Source organism: Pseudomonas sp. FW305-3-2-15-E-TSA4, from assembly GCF_058787295.1.
Genome location: NZ_JBYSZP010000003.1, coordinates 171,166 through 196,926, shown reverse-complemented (window position 1 = coordinate 196,926; position 25,761 = coordinate 171,166). Strand labels below are relative to the sequence as shown.

The following is a 25,761-nucleotide window of genomic DNA, read 5'->3' as shown; positions in this document are numbered from 1 at the left end:
ACTAGTAGGGCTTGTTGAATGGCATCCGGCCAGCAGACCAGTGGTCAAAAAGCCTGACGCCATCCGGCGAAACAGACTACAGCTGCTAGAGTTCTTGGTGTTGCCAATTTCGCCGCTGGAGCCAGTCACGGCATGAGTGAGTCACGCCCCCAACCCTCCCTGCGCGCCCCGATCCCGACGCAAACGCGCCTGTCGTTCTGCGAAGCCACCCCGCGCGATCTCAAGCGCTGGATCGCCGGCCTGCCCAAGGCCAACATCGGCGAAACCGCCCGCCAGTTGTACCTAGGCCTGGGCGAACTCAACCAATTGCTCACCCCTAGTGACAATCGCCTGCAACTGCTGGAGCTGCTGCGCCCCGAGGTTTACTTCGTCTGCCAGCATCTGGAGCGGCACTTTCTGCATCAGGCAATCATGCTCGATGAGCGCTCTCGCAAGATCAGCAACTTGTGCCAGGCGCTGCAAAGTCATCTGGCTATCGGCTACAAGCAGATCGTTCTGCGCATTGTCCCCAAGTATCACAAGGATCGGGCGGCACTGGTCAGTCAGGCCCTGCAACGGGCCGCGCATGCGCTCAAGGGGCAACTGCTGCGGGCGACGCAGCTGTACAGTCCGCCGCCGGAACATCTGTGGTTCGAGCTGCATCAGTTGTATCGCTGCGCTTGCGCCTTGCAGTTGCAACAGCGTCGGGTGCATGACGATCTGGCGAGCCTGAGCAGCGAACTGAGCCTGGAACAGACCTATATCGCCGCCCTGCTGCTGGGTAGCGCCCGTTGCAATCAATTGCGCCAGAACCAGATCGCTCGGCTGGCCGAAGTGCTGGAGCCGTGGAGTGCCCTGCTCAAATTGCATCCCGGCAGTCCGCAGGATGGACTGTTCGCCATCAGCGCTGAACTGGACGCCGGCCCGCGCTACCGCAGCATGTTTCGCAAAGAACAACAGGGCGCACTGCTGGGCTTCGATCCGCAACCGCTGGTGAACGTGATCGAAGCGCATTTACTGCAGCAGGAGACGTCGACGCCGTTGCCGATCCCGGCAGGACTGAGCCTCGATACCCTACAACATTTGCACGCCAGTTGGGGCCAGGCCGCTGAGCGCAGTTTTCAGCGCACCGCCGGTCAAGGCAGCCTGACCGTGTGCGTCGGCATGAGCGCCCTGCACTTTTACCTGGGCGGCGAACGCAGCTTCAGCGAACTGCTGAAACATCCCGGTGCTCGCGCGGCCAATTTCAGTCGCGTGGTGGTCCAGGGCGAAAAGGACAGCTGGAGCCAGGCCTTCGACGCCGCACCGCAGGGCGCGACTGAAGAGTTGCTGCCGTACGAAGAAATCCAGTACGACCATCTGGGCGAAGACGAGAGCAACGCGGACAGCCCTCCACACTACCCGACCTACAGCTTGCCGGTGATCAACCACAGTCCCGGCGGCTATTGTCTGGCGTGGCCAAGCGAAGTACCCGCCGAATTGCAGGCCGGGGAAATGCTCGGGATTCAGGACAGTGCGAATCAGGGCTGGAGCATTGCGGTGGTGCGCTGGATTCGTCAGGTGCGCGGCAGCGGGCCGCAAATGGGCATAGAACTGGTGGCGCCACACGCCGAACCCTGCGGTTTGCAACTGGTGCGCTCGCGAGATGATCACAGTCAGTATTTGCGCGGTCTGCTGCTACCGGAGATCAGCGCCATCGACTTGCCCGCGACCTTGCTCGCCCCGCGCCTGCCGTTTCAGGAAGGCAATAAAGTGCTGATCAACACCCACGGCGAAGAACACCGCGCCGGGCTGGATCGACGGGTGGCGAGTACGCACAGTTTCAATCAGTTTGCCTATCGCTCGCTGGAGGCCGCGCAGAATGGCGGGGGCGAGGAGGATTTTGATTCGTTGTGGAAATCGCTTTAAGTACCCGCCGATGGATCGGCGGCGCTACCTTCGCGAGCAAGCCCGCTCCCACACTGGAATGCATTTCAACTGTGGGAGCGAGCCTGCTCGCGAAGAGGCCAGTCAGACGATAGAGATGTCAGAGCTGCCCGTCGCGATCGCGAAAGCCCAGCAGATACAGCACGCCATCCAGCCCAAGGGTGGAAATCGCCTGCTTCGCCGACTGTTTGACCAGCGGCTTGGCGCGGAACGCCACACCCAGCCCGGCAATCGCCAGCATTGGCAGGTCATTTGCGCCGTCGCCCACGGCGATGGTCTGCTCCAGACGCAAGCCTTCCTTGTGCGCCAGCTCCTTCAGCAGATCCGCTTTACGCTGCGCATCGACGATCGGCTCGATGGCCACGCCGGTGCACTTGCCGTCGACCACTTCCAGTTCGTTGGCGAACACGTAGTCGATGCCGAGTTTGGCCTGCAACTGCTTGGCGAAGTAAGTGAAGCCGCCGGACAGGATCGCGGTCTTGTAGCCCAGGCGCTTGAGTTCGGCGAACAAGGTTTCGGCGCCTTCGGTCAGGCGCAGCGAAGCGCCGATCGAGTCCAGCACGCTGACATCCAGACCTTTGAGCAACGCCAGGCGCTCTTTGAAGCTGGCGCGGAAGTCCAGTTCGCCGGCCATCGCGCGCTCGGTGATGGCCGAGACTTGCTCGCCGACACCGGCGGCCTTGGCCAGTTCGTCGATGACTTCGGCTTCGATCAGCGTGGAGTCCATGTCGAACACCGCCAGACGCCGGTTGCGGCGGAACAGCGAATCTTCCTGGAAGGCGATGTCGACGTTCAGCTCCTGCGCAACGCTGAGGAATTCGGCACGCAGCGCCTGCGGATCAGCCGCTTCACCACGCACGGAGAACTCGATGCAGCCCTTGCCCTTGTCCGCCGGAGTGTCCAGCGGCATGCGACCCGACAGACGGTCGATATGGTCGATGTTCAGGCCATATTTGGCGGTGATCGAGCTGACCGCCTGCAATTGGCCGGCGGTCACTTTGCGGGTCAACAGGGTGACGATGTGGCGTTTCTTGCCCTGATTGCCCACCCACTGCTGGTAATCCTCTTCGGACACCGGGGTGAAGCGCACCTGCTGGTCGAGCTCGTAGCCCTTGAACAGGATGTCCTTGAGCACGGCTTTGCCTTGCTCGGAGTCGGGAATTTCAACCAGGATGCCGAACGACAGGGTGTCGTGGATCACCGCCTGACCAATGTCGAGAATGTTCACACCACCTTGTGCCAGAACGCCGGTAATGGCCGCAGTCAGACCCGGACGGTCGACTCCCGTGATGTTAATCAGGACGATTTCGCGCAACGCGCACCCCCGCAACTGGAAAAAAACCGCATTCTACCCACTTTCAGTGACCATCGGGCACCGCGAGCGCTTTGCCGGTCTAGGGCCTGTCGCTATACTGCGCGTCAACTTCACGGACAAAAGAGCCGAGCTCAGTGAACCGGCCCACGCCAGTTAAAACCGATAACTTCTTCCTGCTGATCTTCCGTGCACTGCGCCATCGCCGTGTACCGATTGCATTGCGCATTGCCAGCCATAACGTGATCCTGGTCGCTCTGGCCCTGGTGATCTATGCCGGGGTGATGGGCTTGCAGTTCAAGCAGGCCATGCACGAGCAGGCCGATGCGCTGGGCGAAAGCCTGACCACGCAGACCGCCACCTCTGCCACTGAACTGTTGGTGTCCAACGACATCCTCAGCCTCAACGTGCTGCTCAACAACCTGACCAAGAACAAGCTGGTGGCACACGCCGCGATCTATAGCGTGGACAACCGCATCCTCGCCGAATCCGGTCAGCGCCCCAAGCACAGCCTGCTGGGCGAAGCCGAGGGCATGTACGAGAGCAAGATCACCTTCCAGGACGTGACTGCCGGGCAACTGCGCATCAGCCTGGACATGGATCAGTTCCAGCAGCCGATGACCATCAGCCTGCAGAGCATGGGCATTCTCAGTGCGATCCTGCTGGCCTTGTCGCTGGCCCTGAGCCTGCGCATGGGGCGCTATCTATCGACGCCGTTGCTGCAATTGCGCGTCTGGCTGCGGCGCATCGACGAACACACGCCGGGCATAGATCGTCAGGACGAAATCGGCGATCTGGCGCGTCAGCTGCACGCCAACTACGCTCCGGAGCCTGCGCCTGAACCTGAGCCAGAGCCGGAACCCGAGTTCGAGGAAGAGGATGAGCCAGAGTTCGAAGTGCGCAACCTGCGTGACCCGAGCTTTGACGAAACCCGCCCGATGGCCGCGCAAAAACCGGCGCCGCGCCACGTGGTCAGCACCGTTGAAGACGATGATGACGACGAAGACCCGTTTGCCGATCTGCGCGACGAGTCGCTGACCGAAGCTGTTCCGGCGCCGCGTAAAGCGACACCAAGCGTGCCGCAGCACAGCGCGGTGCTGGCGATCCAGCTGGGTTCGCAAGAGCAACTGCGGCGCCTGCCGCGTGCCCGTCTGGAAGAGTTGCTGGAGCGCTATCGCGATTGTCTCGATCAGGCCGCTTCGCTGTATCAGGGCGAAATCGAAACCCTGAACGATGGCAGCACACTGATGCTGTTCCACACCGAAGACAGCGGTGACGACTACCTGACCAACGCCATCTGCTGCGGCGAGTTGCTGCGGGCGCTGGGCCATCAGTTGCAGATCGAAGTCGCCGACAGCGGCATCACCCTGCAATTGCAACTGGGCCTGACCCTGGGCGACGAGTTGTTCGGCCTGAGCCAGATCGACCTGCTGCTGACCGATTCGGCTCAGGATGCGCTGGCCCTGTCGCAACACAGTCGCAACCTGCTGCTGGTCGAGCGCAAGATCGGTGACGATGCGCTGATTCGTCAGCGAGCGCGAATCCGCCCGATCGCCAGCCCTGAGGGGGCCTGCTGTGTCGAGCGGTTGATGGAGCCTTATCCCTCGATGCTCGAGCGACAACTGGCGCGGATGCATGAGCGCCGGGCGTAAGCCTTAGCCAGATGCATAGAAGCCCGCAGACAAGTGATTGTCTGCGGGCTTTTTGTTGCCTGCGATCTTTTATGGCGCCTGTTCCGACACCTTCGCGAGCAAGCCCGCTCCCACAGGGTACGTGCCCACCGCTGATCAAATGGTGGGAGCAACTGTCCTCCAGCCCCCAGAAACAACAAAGCCCGCACAAGGCGGGCTCTGGTTTGACTCTGATTCAGACTCAGAAGCGGAACACTTCCATATCCGTGCGAATCGGCGAAGCCATCGGAATCTTCGGCTGCTTCTCTGCATCCGCCGCCGGCGCTGCCGGTTTAGGCGCTGCCTTACGCGGTGCTTCGGCCACCGGAGGCTGGTTGGCCAATGGCTTGAGCGCCACCGACAACTGCTCGGCCAGACGCTGCAGCAGAATCCCCTGCGCCTGCACCTGCGAAGCCGTGGTACCGGCATGCAGCTCCTGCAGATGAACGATGCGGTTATCGCGCACCTGACCACGACGGTCGATCAGACGCCATTGTGCATCGAGGATCGCCGGTTGCTTCTCACCGGAGTCCAGACGCGTGATGGTCAGCAATACCTGCACATCCGGGGCAAATCCCAGAGTGGCGGGTGCCAATACCACACGCTGGCTGTCCAGATGACCGGCCACCTGACGCATCAGCAATTGATCGATATCCGACGAAAGGCTGCCCGCCCAGCGACCGTCGGTCGAGGCCTGCAGGCTGCCGTCTGGTTGACGTTGCAGCAAAGTTTCACGTTGCAGGTAATCAGCAATGACTACCGGACCCAACAAAACCGCCATGCCTGTGCTTTGCGCAGGCTGAGCCGGACTTCCGCTGTCCAGCTGATACAGCGACACCGGCTGGTGAACGCTGCAACCCGCCAGGCCCAAAACGCCGGCGAGCAGGAAAATAAGGGGGCGCAGAGCAGTCATCATCCCGTCCAGGTGGCCGCCACAAGGCTGACCACAGTGAAAATACTCAATAAATATGAAGAACGCTCGGCCACGCCGGCGCTTGGAAAGGCCATATCATCCGTGAATATGCGTTCCGACTCCAGCGCCAAAGCGTCGATCTACGCGTTAAATCGTAGATCGACGCCTCTAGATGGGCGTTTTCGCCTAATTGAGGTTTTCGACGAGCAGTGCATCGACCCGCTGGAAGCCACGTGGAAGCTTGTTGCCACGCCGTCCACGCTCACCTTTGTAGTGTTCGAGGTCTTCAGCTTTCAGTTTATACGGACGTTTGCCTGCTTGCAGGATCAACGTTGCACCCGCGGGAATCACAGCAATGTCCGTGACAAACTCTTCACGGCTGGCGACACGGTCACCCGGTACACCGATGATCTTGTTGCCCTTGCCCTTCGCCAACTGCGGCAAATCGCTGATATTGAAGACCAGCATCCGCCCCTCGCTTGTCACGGCGGCAAGCAAGTCATTCTCGCGATCAGTCACCGGACGCGGCGCGATCACCTTGGCGTTGTTCGGCAAGCTCAACAGGGCTTTACCGGCCTTGTTCTTGGCTTGCAGGTCTTCGCCCTTGACCACGAAACCGTAACCGGCGTCGGAGGCGATCACGTACAGCGCATCGTCTTCCGGCATCAGCACGCACTCGAAGGTCGCGCCCGGTGGCGGGGTTAGACGCCCGGTCAACGGTTCGCCCTGGCCACGCGCTGACGGCAACGTATGCGCGGCGACCGAATAGCTGCGGCCAGTGGAGTCAATTACCACGGCAGACTGGTTGGAACGTCCCGCCGCCGAGGTTTTGAAGCCGTCACCCGCCTTGTACGACAGGCCGGTGGCATCGATGTCATGGCCTTTGGCCGAACGGATCCAGCCTTTTTCCGACAGCACGACGGTAACTTTCTCGTTCGGCAGCAGATCGTGTTCGGTCAGCGCCTTCGCTTCAGCACGTTCGACGATCGGCGAACGACGGTCATCACCATAGGTTTCAGCGTCTTTCAGCAGCTCGGTGCGCACCAGCTTCTTCAGCTTGGCTTCGCTGCCCAGCAGGGCTTGCAGCTTGGCTTGTTCCTTGAGCAGTTCGTCCTGCTCGTCGCGCAGCTTCATCTCTTCCAGACGCGCCAACTGCCGCAGGCGGGTGTCGAGGATGTAGTCGGCCTGGATCTCGCTGAGGGCAAATCGCTCGATCAGCTTGGCTTTCGGGTGCTCCTCGGTGCGGATGATGTGGATCACTTCATCCAGGTTGAGGTAGGCGATCAGCAAACCGTCCAACAGGTGCAGGCGACGCTCGACCTTGTCGAGGCGGAATTGCAGGCGGCGGCGCACGGTCAGCACGCGGAACTCCAGCCATTCGACCAGCAATGCACGCAGGTTCTTCAGTTGCGGCTTGCCATCCAGACCGATGATGTTGACGTTGACCCGGTAGGTCGACTCCAGCTCGGTGCTGGCGAACAGGTGCTGCATCAGCGCTTCGTGATCGACGCGGCTGTTGACCGGAATGATTACGATGCGGCACGGGTTTTCGTGGTCGGATTCATCACGAAGGTCAGCGATCTGCGGTGCTTTCGACGGCTTGGCCTGCATCAGCGCGGCGATCTGCTCCAGCACTTTGGCCCCGGAGACCTGGTGCGGCAGCGCGGTGACGATGATGTCGCCGTCCTCGACGTGGTACACGGCGCGCATGCGCACCGAGCCCTTGCCGGTTTCGTACATTTTCAGCAGGTCGGCACGCGGCGTGATGATTTCCGCTTCGGTCGGATAGTCCGGGCCTTGAATGTGTTCGCAGAGCTGTTCGACCGTGGCTTTCGGCTCATCGAGCAAGCGCACACAAGCGGTGGCAACTTCGCGCAGGTTGTGCGGCGGCACGTCGGTGGCCATACCGACAGCGATGCCGGTGGTGCCGTTGAGCAGGATGTTCGGCAAACGTGCCGGCAACACCAGCGGTTCCTGCAGGGTGCCGTCGAAATTCGGGCCCCAGTCAGCGGTGCCTTGGCCCAGTTCGCTGAGCAGCACTTCGGAATAGCGCGACAGGCGTGCTTCGGTGTAACGCATGGCGGCGAAGGATTTCGGATCGTCCGGCGCACCCCAGTTACCCTGGCCGTCGACCAGCGTGTAGCGATAGCTGAACGGCTGGGCCATCAACACCATCGCTTCGTAACACGCCGAATCGCCGTGCGGATGGAACTTGCCGAGCACGTCACCGACGGTACGCGCCGATTTCTTGTGCTTGGAATCGGCGTCCAGCCCCAACTCGCTCATCGCATAAATGATGCGCCGCTGTACCGGTTTCAGGCCGTCGCCGATATGCGGCAGGGCACGGTCCATGATCACGTACATGGAGTAGTTGAGGTAGGCATTTTCGGTGAAGTCAGCCAGCGAGCGGCGTTCTACACCGTCCAGGCTGAGATCAAGGGAGTCGCTCATGCGGGCCTCATCGGTTCGTTGTCTGGCGCAGCAGCATGGTGCCACCGCGCTGGGTAAATTCAAGTTTGTTCAGGGCGCTCATGCCGAGCAGCACCTGATCGCCATGCAGCCCCGGCGCCACCAGCGCGCGGACATCCCGCAGCACAATGTCGCCCAGTTGCAGACGGTCGATCTTTGTCCGGTAGCCCTGGCTCAGGCCGTTGGCCGTGCTCAGGGTCACACCGAAACCCTCTTCCAGTTTCAAGCGCTTGGCCAGATCCGCCGGGATCGCCACATCGGTCGCGCCGGTGTCGAGCATGAACTCCACCGGCTCACCGTTGATCTGACCGCTGGCGACAAAATGCCCTTGGGCGTTGCCGGCCAGCTTCACTTCGATTACGCCGCCATGCTGCTCGGACGTGACCACCACATTCGGATTCTGCTGACGTTCTTCCCACTGGCCGAAAAACCGCGTGGCCAGAAACAGCCCCGCGCACCAGGCCAGAATCATCAACACCCGGCCGGCGCGCTTGCCCGGCGGTTGCTGACTCACGGTTTGGCGCTCCAGCCACCTTCAGGCGCGGCGAAGCGCCAGACGATCGGCCTTACCTCACCGTCGGCGCGGGGGCCGAAATTATTGTCGACGCCGATCCACGCACCCTCAGCGTCAACGATCAATGCTTCTTCCAACCCGAAGTTCTGCGAGTAACGGCGGTTGGCCTGCAACAGTTCAGCGGCGTACGACCAGCAGCGCTCGACCTTGGCAGTCTGCGCATCGCGCCGACAAATCTGGAAGGCGTTGCGTTCAAGGGTAAACAATTTGCCGTTGAACAACGAAAGGTCGGAAAAGTCGCGGTCGACCGCTTTGGCGTGCGGAAACTGCGGCGGCTGCATTTCCTTGCCGCCCTCGCTGAGCAGCACGCAACGACCGTCGCAATCCCACACCGTCTGCTGACGCTTGATCAGCAGCAGGCCGCGGTTTTGCCGTTCGCCGGCCAGCCACATCTGATCGCCCGCCGGGTTGATCGCCAAACCTTCGAAGATCGCATTGAAATGCAGGAGCATGCCACTGGCCCGCGCTTCGCGAACCATCATCGGCGAAATCTTCAGCCAGTTGACCGGGCCGCTGACGGGCACCTGCAAGACCGCCGCGTGGCCCTCGCTGACAATGTAGCGATTGCCGGCGCTGTCGCAACTGATGCCTTCGAAATCGAGGTCGCCACCGCGCACGAACGACGCGGCCCAATTGCGCGAGCGCAATCCCCACGGCAAACCGGTCTCCGGCACCAGCGGCACGTCGATGTGCAAGGCCTCGGCCTGCCAGACCTGATCGGCGGTATTCAGCCGATAGATCTGATCGTCATCGCGGTCCGACACCGTCCACAACTCGCTGCCACACATGGCCAGTCCCGACAGGTTGCCGCCACGCATGCCTTCGACCGGGTGTTCGGAGAGCACGCGCAATTCCTGCAGCGGCTCCGCCGACACGCTCATCGCACTCAGCAGCAACGCACCCGCCAAGGCCCAGCCAAACCGCATCAGGCCAGCACCTCGGCCAGGTTGCCCTTGGATTCGAGCCAGGTCTTGCGGTCACCGGCGCGTTTCTTCGCCAGCAACATGTCCATCATTTCCGAGGTTTCGGCAAAATCATCGCCCAGCGTCAACTGCACCAGGCGCCGGGTGTTCGGGTCCATGGTGGTTTCACGCAGTTGCGGCGGGTTCATTTCACCCAGACCTTTGAATCGGGTGACCTGCGGTTTGCCGCGTTTCTTCTCGGCCACCAGACGATCGAGAATCCCGTCGCGCTCGGCTTCGTCGAGGGCGTAGTAGATCTCTTTGCCGAGGTCGATGCGGTACAGCGGCGGCATCGCTACGTAGACGTGACCGGCATCCACCAGCGGGCGGAAATGCTGGACGAACAACGCGCACAGCAGCGTCGCGATGTGCAGACCGTCGGAGTCGGCGTCGGCGAGGATGCAGATCTTGCCGTAGCGCAGCTGACTCATGTCTGCCGCACCCGGATCGACCCCGATGGCCACGGCGATGTTGTGCACTTCCTGGCTGGCCAGCACTTCGCTGCCATCGACTTCCCAGGTGTTGAGGATCTTGCCGCGCAACGGCAGGATCGCCTGGAATTCCTTGTCCCGCGCTTGCTTGGCGGAACCGCCGGCGGAATCACCTTCGACCAGGAACAGCTCGGAACGCATCGGATCCTGTCCGGCGCAGTCAGCCAGTTTGCCCGGCAACGCAGGGCCTTGGGTGACGCGCTTGCGCTCGACCTTTTTGCTTGCCTTGAGGCGGCGACCGGCGTTGTTGATCGCCAGTTCGGCCAGCGCCAGACCGGTTTCCGGGTTGGCGTTGAGCCACAGGCTGAATGCATCTTTCACGACGCCGGAAACGAATGCCGCCGCTTCACGGGACGACAGACGCTCTTTGGTCTGGCCGGAGAATTGCGGTTCCTGCATCTTCATCGACAGCACGAAAGCGATGCGTTCCCAGACGTCTTCCGGCGCCAGCTTCACGCCGCGCGGCAGCAGGCTGCGGAATTCGCAGAACTCGCGCATCGCATCGAGCAGGCCCTGACGCAAACCGTTGACGTGGGTCCCGCCCTGCGCCGTCGGGATCAGGTTGACGTAGCTTTCCTGCACCGCGTCGCCACCTTCCGGCAGCCACAGCAGCGCCCAGTCCACCGCTTCTTTATTACCGGCGAGGCTGCCGCAGAATGGCTCGTCCGGCAGGCGTTCGAACTCGCTGACCGCGTCCACCAGATAGGAGCGCAGGCCGTCTTCGTAATGCCACTCGACTTTCTCGCCGGTGCCTTTGTCTTCGAAACTGACCAGCAGCCCCGGACACAGCACAGCCTTGGCCTTGAGCACGTGCTTGAGGCGGCTGATGGAGAATTTCGGTGAATCGAAATATTTCGGATCCGGCGCGAAGTACACGCTGGTGCCGGTGTTGCGCTTGCCGACGGTGCCGACGATTTCCAGCTCGGTGGCCTTGAAGCCATCCTTGAAGGTCATCTGGTATTCGTTGCCGTCACGCTTCACGCGCACCCGGACTTCGGTCGACAAGGCGTTGACCACGGAAATACCCACCCCGTGCAGACCGCCGGAGAACTGGTAGTTCTTGTTGGAAAACTTGCCGCCCGCATGCAGCTTGGTGAGGATCAGCTCGACACCCGACACACCCTCTTCCGGGTGAATGTCGACCGGCATGCCGCGACCGTCGTCGCTGACTTCCAGCGAGTGATCGGCGTGCAGAATGACCTGCACCGATTTGGCGTGGCCGGCCAGGGCTTCGTCGACACTGTTGTCGATGACTTCCTGGGCGAGGTGGTTCGGCCGACTGGTGTCGGTGTACATGCCGGGGCGTTTGCGCACCGGGTCGAGGCCCGAGAGGACTTCGATGGCGTCGGCGTTATAAGAGCTAGCGCTGGGAGTGGCCATAGGGTCTCGTCGTCAGTGATTCAATGAAAAAGGGGCAAGACTTCACAGTGCGGTGAAGTCGATTGCCTGATACAAATCGGCGCCAATGCCGGCAAAACTCAACAACGCCGGTAATTGTTCGGCAAAACCCTGGTAACCATGGTCGCCGCCGGCCTGAATGCGCAAGGCGCAGGCCCGGTAATACTGCTGGGCGAGGCGATAATCCAGTGTTTCATCGCCGGTCTGCAACCACACCTGATAACGCTGTGCATCCACGGGTGCCGGCACTTCCAGCTCGGCCAGGGCCGTCACATGGTCGTGGGTCAATTCCCAGGTTTCATCGGTATACAGGTTTTTCTGTGTGCCCAGGTAGCCGTCGAACATCCGGTGCGGGCTGACCGCCGGGTTGACCAGCAGGGCTTTCAAGCCGTGGCGCTCAGCCAGGTGAGTCGCATAGTAGCCGCCGAGTGAGCTTCCCACCAGCAACGGCCGGCCCAGCTCGGCAATCGCCTGCTGCAACTGACCGATGGCTTCACGCGGGTGGTGATGCAGCGCCGGGACACGCAATTGGTCGCTCAAACCCAGCCGTTCCATCACCTCGACCAGCTGACAGGCCTTTTTCGAGGCCGGCGCGCTGTTGAAACCGTGGATATAGAGGATCGAACCGGACATTTGAGCTCCCTGGGTGTCGGCAAAAGATAGCGGAGTTTACAGGGAGAAAGCCCCTCACCCTAGCCCTCTCCCGGAGGGAGAGGGGACTGAATGGGGGATATTCAAGAGCTACACCGACTTGAGCGAGTTTCAGCGAATCCATAATCGACACATTCTTTCAGGTCGATGGATAATGCCAGACACCTCGGTCAGCTCCCTCTCCCTCCGGGAGAGGGCTGGGGTGAGGGGCTCTTGATCGAAATCAGTAGCCTTCGGAGCCGTAATCGACAGTGAATTGGAAGTCGGTAACGCGCTCGACGCCAGTTTCCAGCCGCCCGTCTGGCAGCAGCCGCAACCAGCGATAGCCCGGCGCCTGTTCGCCGACCTTGAAGTCGTGACTGCCGGGCTCGAACTGAATGCAGGTCGATGGCGAGGCCATCAGCCGTACGCCGTTGCGTTCGCGATCGATCTCCTGATGCACATGCCCCCACAGCACCGCGCGAGCCTGAGGAAAACGATCGAGCACGTCGAAGAATGCTTCGGGATTGCGCAAGCCGATCGGCTCCGCCCAGGCACAACCCACCGGCACCGGATGATGGTGGAAACACACCAGATGATGGCGCTCTGGCGCTTCGCTCAGCGAGCGTGCCAGCAGTTGCAACTGATCATCCTGCAGATACCCCGGCACAGAGCCCGGCACCGCCGAGTCGAGCAAGGTCACGCGCCAGTTGCCGACATCGACCACTGACTCCAGCAATGCACTTTGCACCGCGGCCTGAGCCATGATTTGCGGCTCATCGTGATTGCCGGGAATCCAGCGCGCCGGTGCATCGATCTGCGCCGTCATTTCACGAAACTGCTGATACGACTCCAGAGTGCCATCCTGGGAAAGGTCCCCCGTGGCCAGAATCAAGTCGATCCGAGGTTGCTGCCTGAGCACCAGTTCGATGACCTTTTGCAGGCTCTCGCGGGTGTTCATGCCCAGCAGTGTGCCGTCCGCCTCGGCGAACAGATGACTGTCGGATAACTGCACCAGCAGCGCCGGATCGGCGGTGGTCAATGTGGATACGCTCGGCAAGGCGTTCTCCCAGGGCAAAAGCACGGAATCGGTTGAGTGCCGCAATTATGCTGGGGGATGACGCAAAGGGGAAACCGGCGAACCGGACGCAGTTCACAACTAGCGTACGACTTCGTACTCGTGCCCCAGGGCCAGACAATGGCTCAGCCATTCCCCGAGGAACAGATTGAGCTGGGCCTTTTCATCCGGCTGATGCATCGCGGCGTTCGGGTAAGGATAGATGCCGCGAAAGCGTCGTGCATGTTCGGCGCTGATCACCTCGGCCATGCGCGCGTCGTGATAGACCTGCACTTCCAGTTGCGGCACCGGCAGCCACGGCAAACTGTGTTCCTGACGCACCTGCAAAGTGGTGGTGTAGGGGCAGGTCTGCAGCACTTCGAGGGCCAGCACGCCGAGCATCTGCTCGCCCTGGGTCACGGCGATCCGCCGCGCCTCGGGGTCGTTGCGCATGTCCGGCACCAGTCGCATCAGGCGCGCGTAGTTGGCCTCGCAGGCGGCCTGCAGCCCGGCGAGGTCGACTCGATAGCGATCGCGCAGCTTGTTTACGACCATAACCCCCTCACTTCGGCGCGGTTCAGCGCCAGCCATTGCAAGGCGATGATGCTCGCCGCGTTGGCAATGCGTCCGTCACGGACGGCCTGCAAGGCATCTTCAAAGGCCCAGACCGTGACGCGGATGTCTTCTGCTTCTTCCTCCAGCCCATGCAGGCCGCCTACACCTTCGGTGCTGCAGTGCCCCAGGTACAAATGCACGAATTCGTTGCTGCCGCCCGGCGACGGGAAATATTTGGTCATCGGCCACAGGGCCTTGATGTCCAGCCCAGCTTCCTCCTGCGCCTCGCGGTGAGCAACTTCTTCCGGCACTTCGGCCTTGTCGATCAGACCGGCGACCAGTTCAACCAGCCACGGGTTGTCGGTCTTGCCCATGGCACCGACGCGAAACTGCTCGAGCAGCACCACTTCATCGCGCTTTGGATCGTAAGGCAGCAGGCACACGGCATCGTGACGCACGAAGACTTCGCGGTTGATCTCGCGGCTCATGCCCCCGGCGAACAGCTCATGGCGCAGGTGCAAACGGTCGAGCTTGTAGAAGCCCTCGTAGCAGCGCTCGCGCTTTACGACATCGACGGTGGCCGGAGTGGCGTTGGCAAAATCTGTCATGAGCATCCTCTCTTGCTGCAAATCCAATACGAGGCTGCTTTTGGTTACTGGCGACCTCGACTTCGCGCCATCCTAACGCGCCCGCGATGATTGATGCAGCCCCTTTACCGTCAGCGGGATGGACGGTGGAGGCGAAACCCACTCTAATTAGCTTAGTGGCGAACTGACTGCTTCGGCGATAGTCGAAGCGGATAACTTTTTGCCTTCCCCTGTTTCAGAAAGGACGCCCATGTCGCTTTTCAAAATTGCCTCCGTGGCCGCCATCGCCCTGACCCTGGGCGCCTGCGCCAACCTGTTCCAGCCCAACTACCGCACGCCGCTGGAAACCACCCGCGATGCGTCGGAAACCCTGAAACCCGGCTGTTCCAACCCGGACTGCCCGCTGGTGAATATCGATACCGTGCACTTCGCGGCCGAGCCTGCGCTGGACGGCATTATCGAAAAACGCCTGCTGCAAATGACCCGCACCGAGCAGAACACAGCGGTGGCGCCAACCCTGGCTGCCTATCGTGATCAATTCCTGCGCAACGCCGGCCCGCGCAACAGCAGCTATTTGCAGGCCAAGGTACGCGAGCAGCATGACGGCTTGGTGATCATCGAACTGTCGAGCTACCTCGACACCGGCGGCGCCCATGGCACGCCGGGCCGCGGTTTCATCAACTATTCGCGTCAGCAGCATAAAGTGCTGAACCTGTCGGACATGTTGCTGCCGGGTCAGGAAGAGGCGTTCTGGAAAGCGGCGCAAGTGGCGCACAACAGCTGGCTGATCAGCACCAAGCTCGATCAGGAAGCGGATTTCGTGAAGAGCTGGCCGTTCGTCAAAACCCCGAACGTGGCGCTGACCTACGGTGGCGTGATCCTCAAGTACGACGTGAGCACCATCGCGCCTTACGCGCTGGGCCACGTCGAACTGAAGATCCCTTACCCGCGTCTGAACGGCATTCTCAAACCCGAACTGTTTCCCGGCCGTAACTGAACGCCCGACCGAGCACCAGTTGCAACAGCCCTGCCAGCACCAGTGCCGGCAGGGTCGCGCCGACATCCGGATACAGATTCGCCAGCAAGTGGTAGGTGCTGATCCCGCCCAGCCACGCCAGCAGCGCCGGCCAGCGCAATGCGGCTGACGCCACCTGAGCACTGCGCTTGCGCATGATGAAGTGATCGACCAGCACCACGCCGAACAGCGGCGCGAACACCGAACCGATCAACAGCAGGAAGTTCTGGTACTGCGCCAATGGCGCCAGCAGTGCAATCAGGGTGCAGATCACGCCGATGGCCAAGGCCAGATGCTCGACTTTCAAGCGCAACAGAATCCCGCTCGACACCGCTGCCGAATGAATGTCGGCGAAAGCGTTTTCCGACTCATCCAGCAGAATCAGCAACAGCGGAATGCCCAGACCGGCCCCGGCCAGTGCCAGCAGTAACGCATTGACTTCACCGCTCGGCGCAAAGGCCAGGGTGTAAGCCACGCCGAGGCTCATCAGCCAGAAATTGCCGATGAAGAAACCGATGGCGGTGCCGCCGAAGACGTTCTTCGCACGCTTGCCGAAGCGCGAGTAATCAGCGATCAGCGGCAGCCACGACAACGGCATCGCGATGGCAATGTCGAAGCCCACGGCAAACGGCATTGAGCCGTCTCCGGTACGCGCCCAGAGTGCCGCCAGATCAGCCTTGGCGAACAGATTCCAGGTCAGCCAGATGCACGCGGCGAGGATCAGCCAGATACCCCATTTACGCAGGATCTTGCGCACGAACGTCAGCGGCCCGCTGACCGCGAGCAAAGTCGCCAGTGCGCCGAAGCACAAGGTCCAGAGCATCGGGCTGGCCCACAGCGAACCTTCGCTGAACGCACGGCTGCCGAGCAGGCTGGCAGCGTCACGCATGACGATGATTTCGAACGAGCCCCAACCGATCAGTTGCAGCAGGTTGAGCAGCGCCGGCAGGCTCGCGCCTTTGTGGCCGAGGCTCAGTTTGAGTGCGGCCATCGACGACAGACCGGTATCGCTGCCGATCACGCCGACCGCTGCCAGCAGCAGCACGCCAACCAGCGTGCCGAGGAAAATCGCCAGCAGCGAACCGGAAAGGCCCAGACCCGGCGCGAGCAAGGCGCCGGTCTGCAATACCATCAAGCCGATGCCGAGGGAAAACCACAGGGAAAACAGATCGCGACCGCCGAACACCCGCTTGTCGGCGGGTACGGCGAGGTCGGGGGAATAAGTGCCGGGTTGAATGCTCAAGGTGTTATCTCAGAGGGACATTTGTTGTTGTGTGTGATCAAGCTGGCCCACTTGTGGCGAGGGGATTCATCCCCGATGGGCTGCGAAGCAGCCCCAAAACCTGAGAATGCGGTACATCTGAAGGACCCGGTTCTCAAAATTGCGACTGCTGCGCAGTCGATCGGGGATAAATCCCCTCACCACAAAAGATCAGTCAGGGATCAGACTTTTTTATAGAGCTGACTGCCTTCCTTCTTGAACCGCTCGGCCTGCTCCGCAAGGCCCTGGGCGACGTCCACGTCGACCGCGTCGATCCGCTGGTTGGCCGCGTATTCGCGGACTTCCTGAGTGATCTTCATCGAGCAGAATTTCGGCCCGCACATCGAACAGAAGTGCGCGACCTTGGCCGAGTCTTTCGGCAGGGTTTCGTCGTGATACGAACGCGCGGTGTCCGGGTCCAGACCGAGGTTGAACTGGTCTTCCCAGCGGAACTCGAAACGCGCCTTGCTCAGGGCGTTGTCACGAATCTGCGCGCCCGGATGCCCTTTGGCCAAGTCCGCCGCATGCGCCGCGATCTTGTAGGTGATGATCCCGGTCTTCACGTCATCCTTGTTCGGCAAGCCGAGGTGTTCCTTCGGCGTCACGTAGCAGAGCATGGCGCAACCGAACCAGCCGATCATCGCCGCACCGATACCCGAGGTGATGTGGTCGTAACCCGGCGCGATGTCGGTGGTCAGCGGGCCGAGGGTGTAGAACGGCGCCTCGTCGCAGCACTCCAGCTGCTTGTCCATGTTCTCTTTGATCAACTGCATCGGCACGTGGCCCGGGCCTTCGATCATGCACTGCACGTCGTGTTTCCAGGCAATCTTGGTCAGCTCGCCGAGGGTTTCCAGTTCGCCGAATTGCGCTTCGTCGTTGGCGTCGGCAATCGAGCCCGGACGCAGGCCGTCGCCCAGCGAGAAGCTGACGTCGTAGGCCTTCATGATTTCGCAGATTTCGTCGAAGTGGGTGTAGAGGAAGTTCTCTTTGTGGTGCGCCAGGCACCACTTGGCCATGATCGAACCGCCACGGGAAACGATGCCGGTCACGCGCTTGGCGGTCAGCGGCACGTAGCGCAACAGCACGCCGGCGTGGATGGTGAAGTAGTCGACGCCCTGCTCTGCCTGTTCGATCAGCGTGTCGCGGAACAGCTCCCAGGTCAGGTCTTCAGCGACGCCGTTGACCTTCTCCAGCGCCTGATAGATCGGCACGGTACCGATCGGCACCGGCGAGTTGCGGATGATCCACTCGCGGGTTTCGTGAATGTGTTTGCCGGTGGACAGGTCCATCACCGTGTCCGAACCCCAGCGAATGCCCCAGGTCAGTTTCGCCACTTCTTCTTCGATGGACGAACCCAGGGCGCTGTTGCCGATGTTGCCGTTGATCTTCACCAGGAAGTTACGGCCGATGATCATCGGTTCCAGTTCGACGTGGTTGATGTTGGCCGGAATGATCGCGCGACCACGGGCGATTTCTTCGCGGACGAATTCAGCGGTGATTTCTTTCGAGATGCTCGCGCCGAAGCTGTGGCCGGCGTGTTGCTGAGTCAACAGGCCAGCGGCGCGGGCTTCTTGCAGCTTCATGTTTTCGCGGATGGCGACGTATTCCATCTCGGCGGTGATGATGCCTTTGCGCGCGTAGTGCATCTGGCTGACGTTGGCCCCGGCCTTGGCCCGGCGCGGGTTGTTGACGTGAGCGAAACGCAGTTTGGTCAGTTCAGGGTCGGCGAGGCGCTCCTGGCCGAAATTGGAACTCAGGCCAGGCAAACGTTCGGTGTCGCCACGGTCGTCGATCCACGCCGAACGCACGTCGCCCAGACCTTTGCGCACGTCGATCACCACGTTCGGATCGGTGTACGGGCCGGAGGTGTCATAGACGGTGACCGGCGCGTTGATTTCGCCACCGAAATCGGTCGGCGTCACATCGAGGGTGATTTCGCGCATCGGCACGCGGATGTCCGGGCGCGAGCCCTGAACGTAGACTTTTTGCGAACGGGTGAACGGCTGAACCGACTGCTCATCGACCTTGGCCGAGTCACTCAGGTTGATCGCGTTTTTTGCTTTTGTAGTCATCACGGGCTCTCCAGACAGCATCCAGGCAATGGATTGTCGGAGCAGAACCTGAAAGGCACGGACGCGCACCAGGACTGGTGCTGTGCATCGTCGTCGAGCGTTCGATTGTCGAACAATATCCCGGACGAAGCACAAGAGGACTCGCCGGGTGACGAGAAATCTTGTTCCCTACGCAGGCGCTAACCTGATCAGGTTCAACGGGATCCGAAATTATTCGATCTCAGCCTCATAGCAAGGCACCCCGACAAGAACCCGGCCAGTCTAGACACAACCGGCAAAGAACGCCAACACCGCGGCAAACACCATGATGAATGGCGCAATTACCGGGACTTGCAGGATTGTTGCCGCACGATTGCGCAACTACACTCGCTGTGCCCTGCGCGCCTTGACGCTGCCGGGGCCGCGCCGTAGCCTTGGCGCGCACATTATTTTCGTAATATTTTTGCTAGGGATCGCCTCATGCTGCGCAAACTTTCACTGGCTCTTGCCGTGTCTTGTGCGTCCAACGCAATGGCCTGGGCAGCAGAAGCGCCCTTGTCGACCAAGACCGATCTGGTCAGCGTCTATCAGGAAGCCGTCGACAACAACGCCGATCTGGCCGCCGCCCGCGCCCAGTACGGCGCCCAGAAAGAAGTGGTGCCGCAGGCACGCGCGGGGTTGCTGCCTAACCTGTCCGGCGGCGCCGAAGTGGCGGATGTGCGCACCTCGATCGACCAGCCTTCAGCCACTGCCAATCGCAGCGCGCATTCCTATCAGGCGACCCTGGCACAACCCTTGTTCCGCGCCGATCGCTGGTTCCAGTACCAAGCGGCGAAAGACGTCAACGAACAAGCCGCGCTGCAACTGTCAGCCACCGAACAGAACCTGATCCTGCAATCGGCCGAAAGCTACTTCAACGTGCTGCGCAGTCAGGACAACCTGGCCTCGACCAAGGCTGAAGAAGCCGCGTTCAAGCGTCAGCTCGACCAGTCCAACGAGCGTTTCGATGTCGGCCTGTCGGACAAGACCGATGTCCTGCAATCGCAGGCCAGTTACGACACCGCGCGCGCCAACCGTATCGTTGCGCAGCGTCAGGTTGACGATGCGTTCGAAGCGCTGATCACCCTGACCAACCGTCAGTACAACTCGATTCAGGGCATCGTCCACACGCTGCCGATCCTGCCGCCGGCGCCAAACGACGCCAAGGCCTGGGTCGACACGGCGGGCAAGCAGAACCTCAATCTGCTGGCGAGCAACTTTGCGGTCAGCTCCGCCGAACAGACCCTCAAACAGCGCAAGGCCGGTCACCTGCCGACCCTCGATGCCGTGGCCAAATACGAAAAGGGTGACAACGACGCCCTCGGTTTCGCCAACCCGAACGCCTTCGGTACGCCGTACAGTGGCAACGTCGAGCAAAGCACCCTGGGCCTGCAACTGAACATTCCGATCTACAGTGGCGGGCTGACCAGTTCGCAAGTGCGCCAGTCCTATGCGCAACTGGATCAGAGCGAGCAACAGCGCGAATCCCTGCGCCGGCAAGTGGTGGAAAACACCCGCAACCTGCACCGCGCGGTGAACACCGATGTCGAGCAGGTGCAGGCGCGTCGCCAGTCGATCATCTCCAACCAGAGCGCAGTGGAAGCCACGGAAATCGGTTATCAGGTCGGTACGCGCAACATTGTCGACGTGCTCGACGCCCAGCGTCAGCTGTACACCTCGGTGCGCAACTACAACAACACCCGTTACGACTACATTCTCGACAACCTGCGCTTGAAGCAGGCGGCAGGAACGTTGAATCCGGGTGACTTGCAAGACCTGGCGCGCTATCTGAAGGCCGACTACAACCCGGACAAGGACTTCTTGCCACCGGATCTGGCCAAGGCAGCCGAAGCGCAACTCAAGGCGCGCCCCTAAACAATCTGGAAAATCCCCTGTGGCGAGGGGATTTATCCCCGATGGGGTGCGTAGCAGCCCCAAAACCATTCACCGCGGTGATTCAGTCTGATATGGCAAGCAGGGTTAACGACTGCTGCGCAGCCGATCGGGGATAAATCCCCTCACCACAATAAATGTTCCGGGCGACTATTTGATCAACCGGCCCAGCCCATCCAGCAACCGCTGCAACGCACCCTGATTACGCCGCATCACCGCCAGCCCCGCCTCGGCCATGCGCTGGGCATCGCGCGGCAATTCGAACAGACGCTGCACTTCCACCGCCAGCCCTTCGGCATCATCCACTTCGGCCAGCGCACCGGCCTCGCGCAACTGCGCGGCGATGTCGAGGAAGTTGAACAGATGCGGGCCGCTGAGCACCGGTTTTGCCAGTGCCGCCGGCTCCAGCAGATTGTGCCCGCCGTTGGGCACCAGGCTGCCGCCGACGAAAGCACTGTCAGCCAGCGCGTAGAGAAACAGCAGCTCGCCCATGGTGTCGCCGAGCAGCACTGAAGTGTCCGCTTCGACGTTGGCACCGGTGGAACGGCGCACCGTGGCAAAGCCTTCACGCTGGCACAACTCGAACACCGAGTTGAAGCGCTCGGGATGGCGCGGCACCAGAATCAGCAGCGCATTCGGGTAGTTCGCCAACAGCCGGCGATGGGCGTCGAGCACCACTTCGTCTTCGCCTTCGTGGGTACTCGCAGCGATCCACACCGGGCGCTCCAGCGCCTGCCATTGGCCGCGCAACTCATGGGCGCGCTGCAGCAGTTGCGGGTCGATGGTCAGGTCGAACTTGATCGAGCCAGTGACCTCGACCGTCTGCGGACGCGCGCCGAGATCGCGGAAGCGCTGGGCTTCGGCCTCGGTCTGCACCGCGAAAAAACTCATTTCAGCGAGCATCGGCGCGGTCAGCTTGCTGAAGCGGCCATAGCCTCGGGCCGAGCGCTCGGACAATCGCCCGTTGGCCAGCGCCACCGGAATCCCACGCTTGGCGCACTGATGGATGTGGTTGGGCCAGAGTTCGGTTTCCATGATCACCGCCAGTTTCGGTTTGGCGTGATCAAGAAAACGCGCCGCTGCGCACGGCAAGTCGTAGGGCAGATAACAATGCTGGATGCGCGGTTCGCCGGCGAACAACGCCTGAATCCGTTCCGATCCGGTCGGCGTCATGCAGGTCACGGTGATCGGCAGCTGTGGATAACGCTGCAGCAAGGCGCGAATCATCGGCGCGGCGGCAATGCTTTCGCCCACAGACACCGCGTGCACCCAGATCCCGCCGGGTTGCAGTCGCGGCATCCCGTAAGAGAAGCGCTCACCAATCCGCTTGGCATACGCCGGGGCCTTGCGCGAGCGCAGCCACAGCCGAATCGCCACCAATGGCAGCCCCAGGTAAAACAGCGCGGTGTAGAGAGTTCTATTCATGGCGGCGGAGTTTATCGACTTTTGTCGCCAATCGCCCGCAAGTGCACGGCAAAACGTTCGGCCAGCCAGCGCGCCGCAGGTCCCAGGGGTTCATCCCGGCGCCAGACCAGTTCCACCACCAAGGCCGGCGGGGTCCATTCGCTGTCCAGTTCGACCATCAGGCCCTGATAAGCCGAATACTGCACCACATGCCGGGGTAACCAGGCCCAGCCCAGATCCCGCACCAACCATTCGGCCATCACGTAGAAACTGTCAGCGCGCCAGACTTGCGGGCTAGCCGGTTCGTTGCCGGGGTAGACGCTGGTCTGCGTCGACATCAACAATTGCCGATGCTGTGCCAGTTGCTGGCAGGTGACATAGGACTGCGTCGCCAGCGGATGATTGATCCCGCAGACGGTGACCATTTCCACCCGGCCCAATACCCGACGCTCCAGCGCTTCGGGAATTTCGTCGTGATAGAACAGCAAGCCCAGATCGGCGCGACGCTCGACCAGTTTGCGTGCGACTTCACCCTGGGCGGCGCTGGTCAGTTGCACTTCGAGGCTGGGAAATTGCTCGGCCAGCGCATCGAAGCTTTCCACCAGTGCCTGATACGGCATTGCTTCATCCTGCGCCACGCGCAACTGCGCTTCCTGACCGCGCATCATCGCCATCGCCCGACCATTGAGGCGCTCGCATTGGCGCAGCACTTCCCGGGCTTCTTCGAGCAAGGCTTCGCCCGCTTCGGTGAGCCTGGGTGAGCGACCACTGCTACGCTCGAACAGGCTGACGCCCAAATCGTCCTCCAGCATGGCAATCGCACTGCTGATCGCCGATTGCGCCTTGCGCTGCTGGCGCGCCACGGCAGAAAACGAGCGCTGTTCGGCGACGCTGACGAAGGCGCGCAGTTGTTCCAGATTCCACAGGGTATTCATGCAGCAACCCATCTTCAAAACAGATAGGTAATGACTATACCCCATCTGGCGAGCGACTAGAATGCCGCCTCAGCAAGCAACGTTTTACATGAGGATCTACACATGAACGCCTACGCCTTCCTGGCTATCGCCATCTGCGCCGAAGTGATCGCCACCGTTTCGATGAAAGCGGTCAAAGGCTTGAGCACCCCGCTGCCGTTGATTCTGGTGATCGTCGGCTACGGGATCGCCTTCTGGATGCTGACGCTGGTGGTGCGCACTGTGCCGGTGGGGGTCGCCTACGCCGTGTGGGCGGGCATGGGCATCGTCATGGTCAGCGTCGCAGCGCTGTTCATTTATGGGCAGAAGCTGGACGTGCCGGCGATGCTCGGGATGGCGCTGATCGTGCTCGGCGTGGTGGTCATCCAGCTGTTCTCCAAGACTGCCGGGCACTGATTTGCAGTAACGCAAATCCCCTGTGGGAGCGGGCTTGCTCGCGAAGGCGGTGTGGCAACAACATTTCTGTTAACTGACACACCGCGTTCGCGAGCAAGCCCGCTCCCACATTTGGTTTTGCATCTGCCCTGTTGATCATCGACAAATCCCGCTCTTTCCCGAGTCTGTATACTGCGCCCTCGTCTTGAACACTGAGGTCGTTGCATGCCATCCGTTATTTCCACCGACGTTCTGATTGTCGGCGCTGGTGTCGCCGGCCTCTGGCTGAACGCGCGTCTGCGCCGTCAGGGTTTTTCGACCGTGCTGGTGGAAAGCGCCAGCCTCGGCGGCGGGCAGAGTGTGAAGTCCCAGGGCATCATCCACGGCGGCGCCAAGTATGCGCTGCACGGTGCGCTGACCGGCGCCTCGGAAGCCATCGCCGACATGCCGCGCCGCTGGCGTGAAGCGCTGGCCGGCAACGGCGAGCTGGACCTGTCCGGCGTGCGCCTGTTGTCCGAAGCGCATTACCTGTGGTCGCCCGGCACCCTCGCCGGCAACCTCACCAGTTTCTTCGCCAGCAAAGCCGTGCGTGGCCGGGTCGATCAGGTCAAGGGCGATCAACTGCCGCCGGCCCTGCAAGACAAGCGCTTCAAGGGCAAGGTCTATCGCCTCGCCGAACTGGTGGTTGACGTGCCGAGCCTGATTCAGCGCCTGGCCGATCTGGCCGGTGACGGCCTGCTCGCCGGGCAAACCATCGAGCCGCTGCTGGAAGCCGGTGTGCTGGTCGGTCTGAAGGTCGACGGTCGTGAAATCCACGCCCAACGCATCGTCCTCAGTGCCGGCGCCGGCACTGCCCGATTGCTGGAAGACCTGGGCCTGACCCATCCGCAGATGCAACGCCGACCGCTGCACATGATCATCGCCAAAGGCCCAAGCCTGAAGCCGCTGTACGCTCACTGCCTGGGCGGCGGCACCAAGCCGCGCATCACCGTCACCACCCACCCGGCCGCTGACGGCAACTGGGTCTGGTACCTGGGCGGCGACATTGCCGAAAGCGAAGGCGTGGCCCGCGAACCTGCCGAGCAGATCGCCACCGCGCAGAAAGAGCTCGGCCAGTTGCTGCCATGGATCGATCTGAGCCAGGTGCAATGGGCGACCTTGCGCGTGGATCGCGCCGAGCCGCTGCAAACCGGCCTGAGCCGTCCGGACAACGCCTTCCTCGCCGAGGAGGGTCGCCTGCTGGTGGGCTGGCCGACCAAACTCGCACTGGCGCCGGACTTCGCCGACCGGGTCATCGCTGCGCTGGAGCGCGACGGCATTCAGCCACAAGCCGCCGAACCTTTGCCGGCGTTGCCAAAACCACCGATGGGCGTTCCAGCCTGGGAGCAACTGCTGCCATGACTATCGCGAACCTGCACGACCTCCACCGCCCACTGGGCAGCACCGGCCTGACGGTCTCGCCGCTGGGCCTGGGCACGGTCAAACTGGGCCGCGACCAAGGGGTGAAATACCCCAACGGTTTTCAGATTCCCGATGACGATGCCGCGCGCATGCTGCTCAGGCAGGCACGCGAATTGGGCATCAACCTGATCGACACCGCCCCGGCCTACGGTCGCAGCGAAGAACGCCTCGGCCCGTTGTTGCGCGGCCAGCGGCAGGACTGGGTAATCGTCAGCAAGGTCGGTGAAGAGTTTGCCGACGGCCTGTCGCGCCATGACTTCAGTGCGGCGCATACGCGGATGTCGGTCGAGCGTAGCCTGCAACGTCTTGAAACCGATTTTATCGACCTGGTGCTGGTGCACTCCGACGGCAACGATCTGGCGATCCTTGAGCGCGAAGAGGTCTACGCCACCCTCGCTGCACTCAAGGCCGAGGGCAAGATTCGCGGTTTCGGCTTCTCCGGCAAAACGGTCGAGGGCGGACTCAAGGCGCTGGAGCAAGGGGACTGCGCGATGGTCACCTACAATCTGAACGAACAGAACGAGAAGGCAGTCATTGACTATGCTGCTGCCCACGGCAAAGCCATTCTGGTGAAAAAAGCCCTGGCCAGCGGCCATGTATGCCTGAGTCCGGGCGTGGATCCGGTGCGCGCCAGCTTCGAGTTGTTGTTCCAGCAGCCCGGCGTGGCCAGTGCTATTGTCGGGACGATCAATCCGCTGCACCTCGCCCATAACGTTGCGACCGTTGCCCAGGTCCTCCGTGGTCACTGACGCCGCCCCGCGGCCT

The 25,761-nt window shown here is 61.7% G+C and carries 21 protein-coding genes and 1 riboswitch; of the genes, 7 read left to right on the top strand and 14 right to left on the bottom strand.

Annotated features, from left to right (window positions below):
• The first annotated feature begins 132 nt into the window (after nt 1-132).
• On the top strand, nt 133-1,887 hold the full coding sequence (locus AC3WMV_RS05260; protein ID WP_103368231.1) for a cyclic-di-GMP receptor FimW-related protein: 1,755 nt from the start codon (nt 133-135) through the stop codon (nt 1,885-1,887).
• A gap of 118 nt (nt 1,888-2,005) precedes the next feature.
• Here the strand turns inward: AC3WMV_RS05260 and serB are convergent, their stop codons facing one another.
• Nucleotides 2,006-3,220 carry a phosphoserine phosphatase SerB gene (serB, locus tag AC3WMV_RS05255; protein ID WP_007967407.1) on the bottom strand — a complete coding sequence of 405 codons (1,215 nt, stop codon included), beginning with the start codon at nt 3,218-3,220 and terminating at the stop codon, nt 2,006-2,008.
• Between the two features lie 134 nt (nt 3,221-3,354).
• On the opposite strand from serB, the gene AC3WMV_RS05250 reads away from it, so the two are divergent.
• Complete coding sequence (locus AC3WMV_RS05250) at nt 3,355-4,869, top strand: AhpA/YtjB family protein (protein WP_096794755.1); 1,515 nt, start codon at nt 3,355-3,357, stop codon at nt 4,867-4,869.
• 220 nt (nt 4,870-5,089) lie between these two features.
• Here AC3WMV_RS05250 and AC3WMV_RS05245 read toward each other — a convergent pair whose 3' ends face one another.
• The 9 genes from AC3WMV_RS05245 to AC3WMV_RS05205 form a co-directional block, all read right to left on the bottom strand.
• Nucleotides 5,090-5,800 carry a PqiC family protein gene (locus tag AC3WMV_RS05245; RefSeq protein ID WP_095138104.1) on the bottom strand — a complete coding sequence of 237 codons (711 nt, stop codon included), beginning with the start codon at nt 5,798-5,800 and terminating at the stop codon, nt 5,090-5,092.
• 186 nt (nt 5,801-5,986) lie between these two features.
• Nucleotides 5,987-8,251: a DNA topoisomerase IV subunit A gene (parC, locus tag AC3WMV_RS05240; protein WP_027611397.1), complete on the bottom strand. Its 2,265-nt coding sequence runs from the start codon at nt 8,249-8,251 to the stop codon at nt 5,987-5,989.
• Nucleotides 8,252-8,258: 7 nt separating this feature from the next.
• Nucleotides 8,259-8,783: a retropepsin-like aspartic protease family protein gene (locus AC3WMV_RS05235; protein ID WP_027611396.1), complete on the bottom strand. Its 525-nt coding sequence runs from the start codon at nt 8,781-8,783 to the stop codon at nt 8,259-8,261.
• A complete protein-coding gene (locus AC3WMV_RS05230; protein ID WP_096794753.1) occupies nt 8,780-9,769 on the bottom strand; it encodes an esterase-like activity of phytase family protein in 990 nt (329 codons plus the stop codon). Before AC3WMV_RS05230 ends, AC3WMV_RS05235 begins: the two co-directional genes overlap by 4 nt.
• Nucleotides 9,769-11,676 (bottom strand): DNA topoisomerase IV subunit B, encoded by a 1,908-nt coding sequence (gene parE, locus AC3WMV_RS05225; protein ID WP_007967400.1) that lies wholly within the window; start codon nt 11,674-11,676, stop codon nt 9,769-9,771. The genes AC3WMV_RS05230 and parE overlap by 1 nt, the downstream gene beginning before the upstream one ends.
• 42 nt (nt 11,677-11,718) lie before the next feature.
• Nucleotides 11,719-12,327, bottom strand: coding sequence for a YqiA/YcfP family alpha/beta fold hydrolase (locus tag AC3WMV_RS05220; protein WP_096794752.1), 609 nt, complete (start codon nt 12,325-12,327; stop codon nt 11,719-11,721).
• Between the two features lie 241 nt (nt 12,328-12,568).
• Nucleotides 12,569-13,384: a 3',5'-cyclic-AMP phosphodiesterase gene (cpdA, locus tag AC3WMV_RS05215; protein WP_098966917.1), complete on the bottom strand. Its 816-nt coding sequence runs from the start codon at nt 13,382-13,384 to the stop codon at nt 12,569-12,571.
• A gap of 99 nt (nt 13,385-13,483) precedes the next feature.
• Complete coding sequence (locus tag AC3WMV_RS05210; protein ID WP_007967395.1) at nt 13,484-13,936, bottom strand: DUF1249 domain-containing protein; 453 nt, start codon at nt 13,934-13,936, stop codon at nt 13,484-13,486.
• Nucleotides 13,927-14,544, bottom strand: coding sequence for an NUDIX domain-containing protein (locus AC3WMV_RS05205; RefSeq protein ID WP_027611392.1), 618 nt, complete (start codon nt 14,542-14,544; stop codon nt 13,927-13,929). Before AC3WMV_RS05205 ends, AC3WMV_RS05210 begins: the two co-directional genes overlap by 10 nt.
• 229 nt (nt 14,545-14,773) lie before the next feature.
• Between AC3WMV_RS05205 and AC3WMV_RS05200 the strand changes: the two genes are divergently transcribed.
• Complete coding sequence (locus AC3WMV_RS05200) at nt 14,774-15,520, top strand: RsiV family protein (RefSeq protein ID WP_096794749.1); 747 nt, start codon at nt 14,774-14,776, stop codon at nt 15,518-15,520.
• Here AC3WMV_RS05200 and cytX read toward each other — a convergent pair.
• Both cytX and thiC read right to left on the bottom strand, forming a co-directional pair.
• Nucleotides 15,489-16,781, bottom strand: a complete 1,293-nt coding sequence (cytX, locus tag AC3WMV_RS05195) for a putative hydroxymethylpyrimidine transporter CytX (RefSeq protein WP_103368230.1) — start codon at nt 16,779-16,781, stop codon at nt 15,489-15,491. The two genes, AC3WMV_RS05200 and cytX, sit on opposite strands and share 32 nt — an antisense overlap.
• 200 nt (nt 16,782-16,981) lie before the next feature.
• Entirely contained in the window at nt 16,982-18,871 is a 1,890-nt protein-coding gene (thiC, locus tag AC3WMV_RS05190; RefSeq protein ID WP_103368228.1) for a phosphomethylpyrimidine synthase ThiC, read from the bottom strand.
• A gap of 148 nt (nt 18,872-19,019) precedes the next feature.
• Nucleotides 19,020-19,125: riboswitch (TPP riboswitch) on the bottom strand.
• Nucleotides 19,126-19,330: 205 nt separating this feature from the next.
• On the opposite strand from thiC, the gene AC3WMV_RS05185 reads away from it, so the two are divergent.
• A complete protein-coding gene (locus tag AC3WMV_RS05185; RefSeq protein WP_103368227.1) occupies nt 19,331-20,764 on the top strand; it encodes a TolC family outer membrane protein in 1,434 nt (477 codons plus the stop codon).
• Between the two features lie 168 nt (nt 20,765-20,932).
• Here AC3WMV_RS05185 and waaA read toward each other — a convergent pair whose 3' ends face one another.
• Nucleotides 20,933-22,207 (bottom strand): lipid IV(A) 3-deoxy-D-manno-octulosonic acid transferase, encoded by a 1,275-nt coding sequence (gene waaA / locus AC3WMV_RS05180; protein WP_097087091.1) that lies wholly within the window; start codon nt 22,205-22,207, stop codon nt 20,933-20,935.
• An 11-nt stretch (nt 22,208-22,218) separates the two neighbouring features.
• Nucleotides 22,219-23,121: a LysR family transcriptional regulator gene (locus tag AC3WMV_RS05175; protein ID WP_096794744.1), complete on the bottom strand. Its 903-nt coding sequence runs from the start codon at nt 23,119-23,121 to the stop codon at nt 22,219-22,221.
• Between the two features lie 102 nt (nt 23,122-23,223).
• Between AC3WMV_RS05175 and AC3WMV_RS05170 the strand changes: the two genes are divergently transcribed.
• The 3 genes from AC3WMV_RS05170 to AC3WMV_RS05160 all read left to right on the top strand — a co-directional run bounded on the left by AC3WMV_RS05170 (nt 23,224) and on the right by AC3WMV_RS05160 (nt 25,745).
• The gene (locus AC3WMV_RS05170) at nt 23,224-23,556 is read left to right on the top strand and encodes a DMT family transporter (RefSeq protein WP_003221050.1); all 333 of its coding nucleotides are present in this window, start codon (nt 23,224-23,226) and stop codon (nt 23,554-23,556) included.
• 204 nt (nt 23,557-23,760) lie between these two features.
• A complete protein-coding gene (locus AC3WMV_RS05165; RefSeq protein WP_103368226.1) occupies nt 23,761-24,936 on the top strand; it encodes an NAD(P)/FAD-dependent oxidoreductase in 1,176 nt (391 codons plus the stop codon).
• Entirely contained in the window at nt 24,933-25,745 is an 813-nt protein-coding gene (locus tag AC3WMV_RS05160) for an aldo/keto reductase (protein WP_097087087.1), read from the top strand. Before AC3WMV_RS05165 ends, AC3WMV_RS05160 begins: the two co-directional genes overlap by 4 nt.
• Nucleotides 25,746-25,761 lie beyond the last annotated feature (16 nt).

What these genes read in the sequence shown, in the direction of transcription:
- AC3WMV_RS05260 (WP_103368231.1), top strand. Translation starts at nt 133, where the DNA reads ATGAGTGAGTCACGCCCCCAACCCTCCCTGCGCGCCCCGATCCCGACG.
- AC3WMV_RS05245 (WP_095138104.1), bottom strand. Translation starts at nt 5,800, where the DNA reads ATGACTGCTCTGCGCCCCCTTATTTTCCTGCTCGCCGGCGTTTTGGGC.
- parC (WP_027611397.1), bottom strand. Translation starts at nt 8,251, where the DNA reads ATGAGCGACTCCCTTGATCTCAGCCTGGACGGTGTAGAACGCCGCTCG.
- AC3WMV_RS05230 (WP_096794753.1), bottom strand. Translation starts at nt 9,769, where the DNA reads ATGCGGTTTGGCTGGGCCTTGGCGGGTGCGTTGCTGCTGAGTGCGATG.
- parE (WP_007967400.1), bottom strand. Translation starts at nt 11,676, where the DNA reads ATGGCCACTCCCAGCGCTAGCTCTTATAACGCCGACGCCATCGAAGTC.
- AC3WMV_RS05220 (WP_096794752.1), bottom strand. Translation starts at nt 12,327, where the DNA reads ATGTCCGGTTCGATCCTCTATATCCACGGTTTCAACAGCGCGCCGGCC.
- AC3WMV_RS05210 (WP_007967395.1), bottom strand. Translation starts at nt 13,936, where the DNA reads ATGGTCGTAAACAAGCTGCGCGATCGCTATCGAGTCGACCTCGCCGGG.
- AC3WMV_RS05205 (WP_027611392.1), bottom strand. Translation starts at nt 14,544, where the DNA reads ATGACAGATTTTGCCAACGCCACTCCGGCCACCGTCGATGTCGTAAAG.
- AC3WMV_RS05200 (WP_096794749.1), top strand. Translation starts at nt 14,774, where the DNA reads ATGTCGCTTTTCAAAATTGCCTCCGTGGCCGCCATCGCCCTGACCCTG.
- thiC (WP_103368228.1), bottom strand. Translation starts at nt 18,871, where the DNA reads ATGACTACAAAAGCAAAAAACGCGATCAACCTGAGTGACTCGGCCAAG.
- AC3WMV_RS05185 (WP_103368227.1), top strand. Translation starts at nt 19,331, where the DNA reads ATGCTGCGCAAACTTTCACTGGCTCTTGCCGTGTCTTGTGCGTCCAAC.
- waaA (WP_097087091.1), bottom strand. Translation starts at nt 22,207, where the DNA reads ATGAATAGAACTCTCTACACCGCGCTGTTTTACCTGGGGCTGCCATTG.
- AC3WMV_RS05175 (WP_096794744.1), bottom strand. Translation starts at nt 23,121, where the DNA reads ATGAATACCCTGTGGAATCTGGAACAACTGCGCGCCTTCGTCAGCGTC.
- AC3WMV_RS05170 (WP_003221050.1), top strand. Translation starts at nt 23,224, where the DNA reads ATGAACGCCTACGCCTTCCTGGCTATCGCCATCTGCGCCGAAGTGATC.
- AC3WMV_RS05165 (WP_103368226.1), top strand. Translation starts at nt 23,761, where the DNA reads ATGCCATCCGTTATTTCCACCGACGTTCTGATTGTCGGCGCTGGTGTC.
- AC3WMV_RS05160 (WP_097087087.1), top strand. Translation starts at nt 24,933, where the DNA reads ATGACTATCGCGAACCTGCACGACCTCCACCGCCCACTGGGCAGCACC.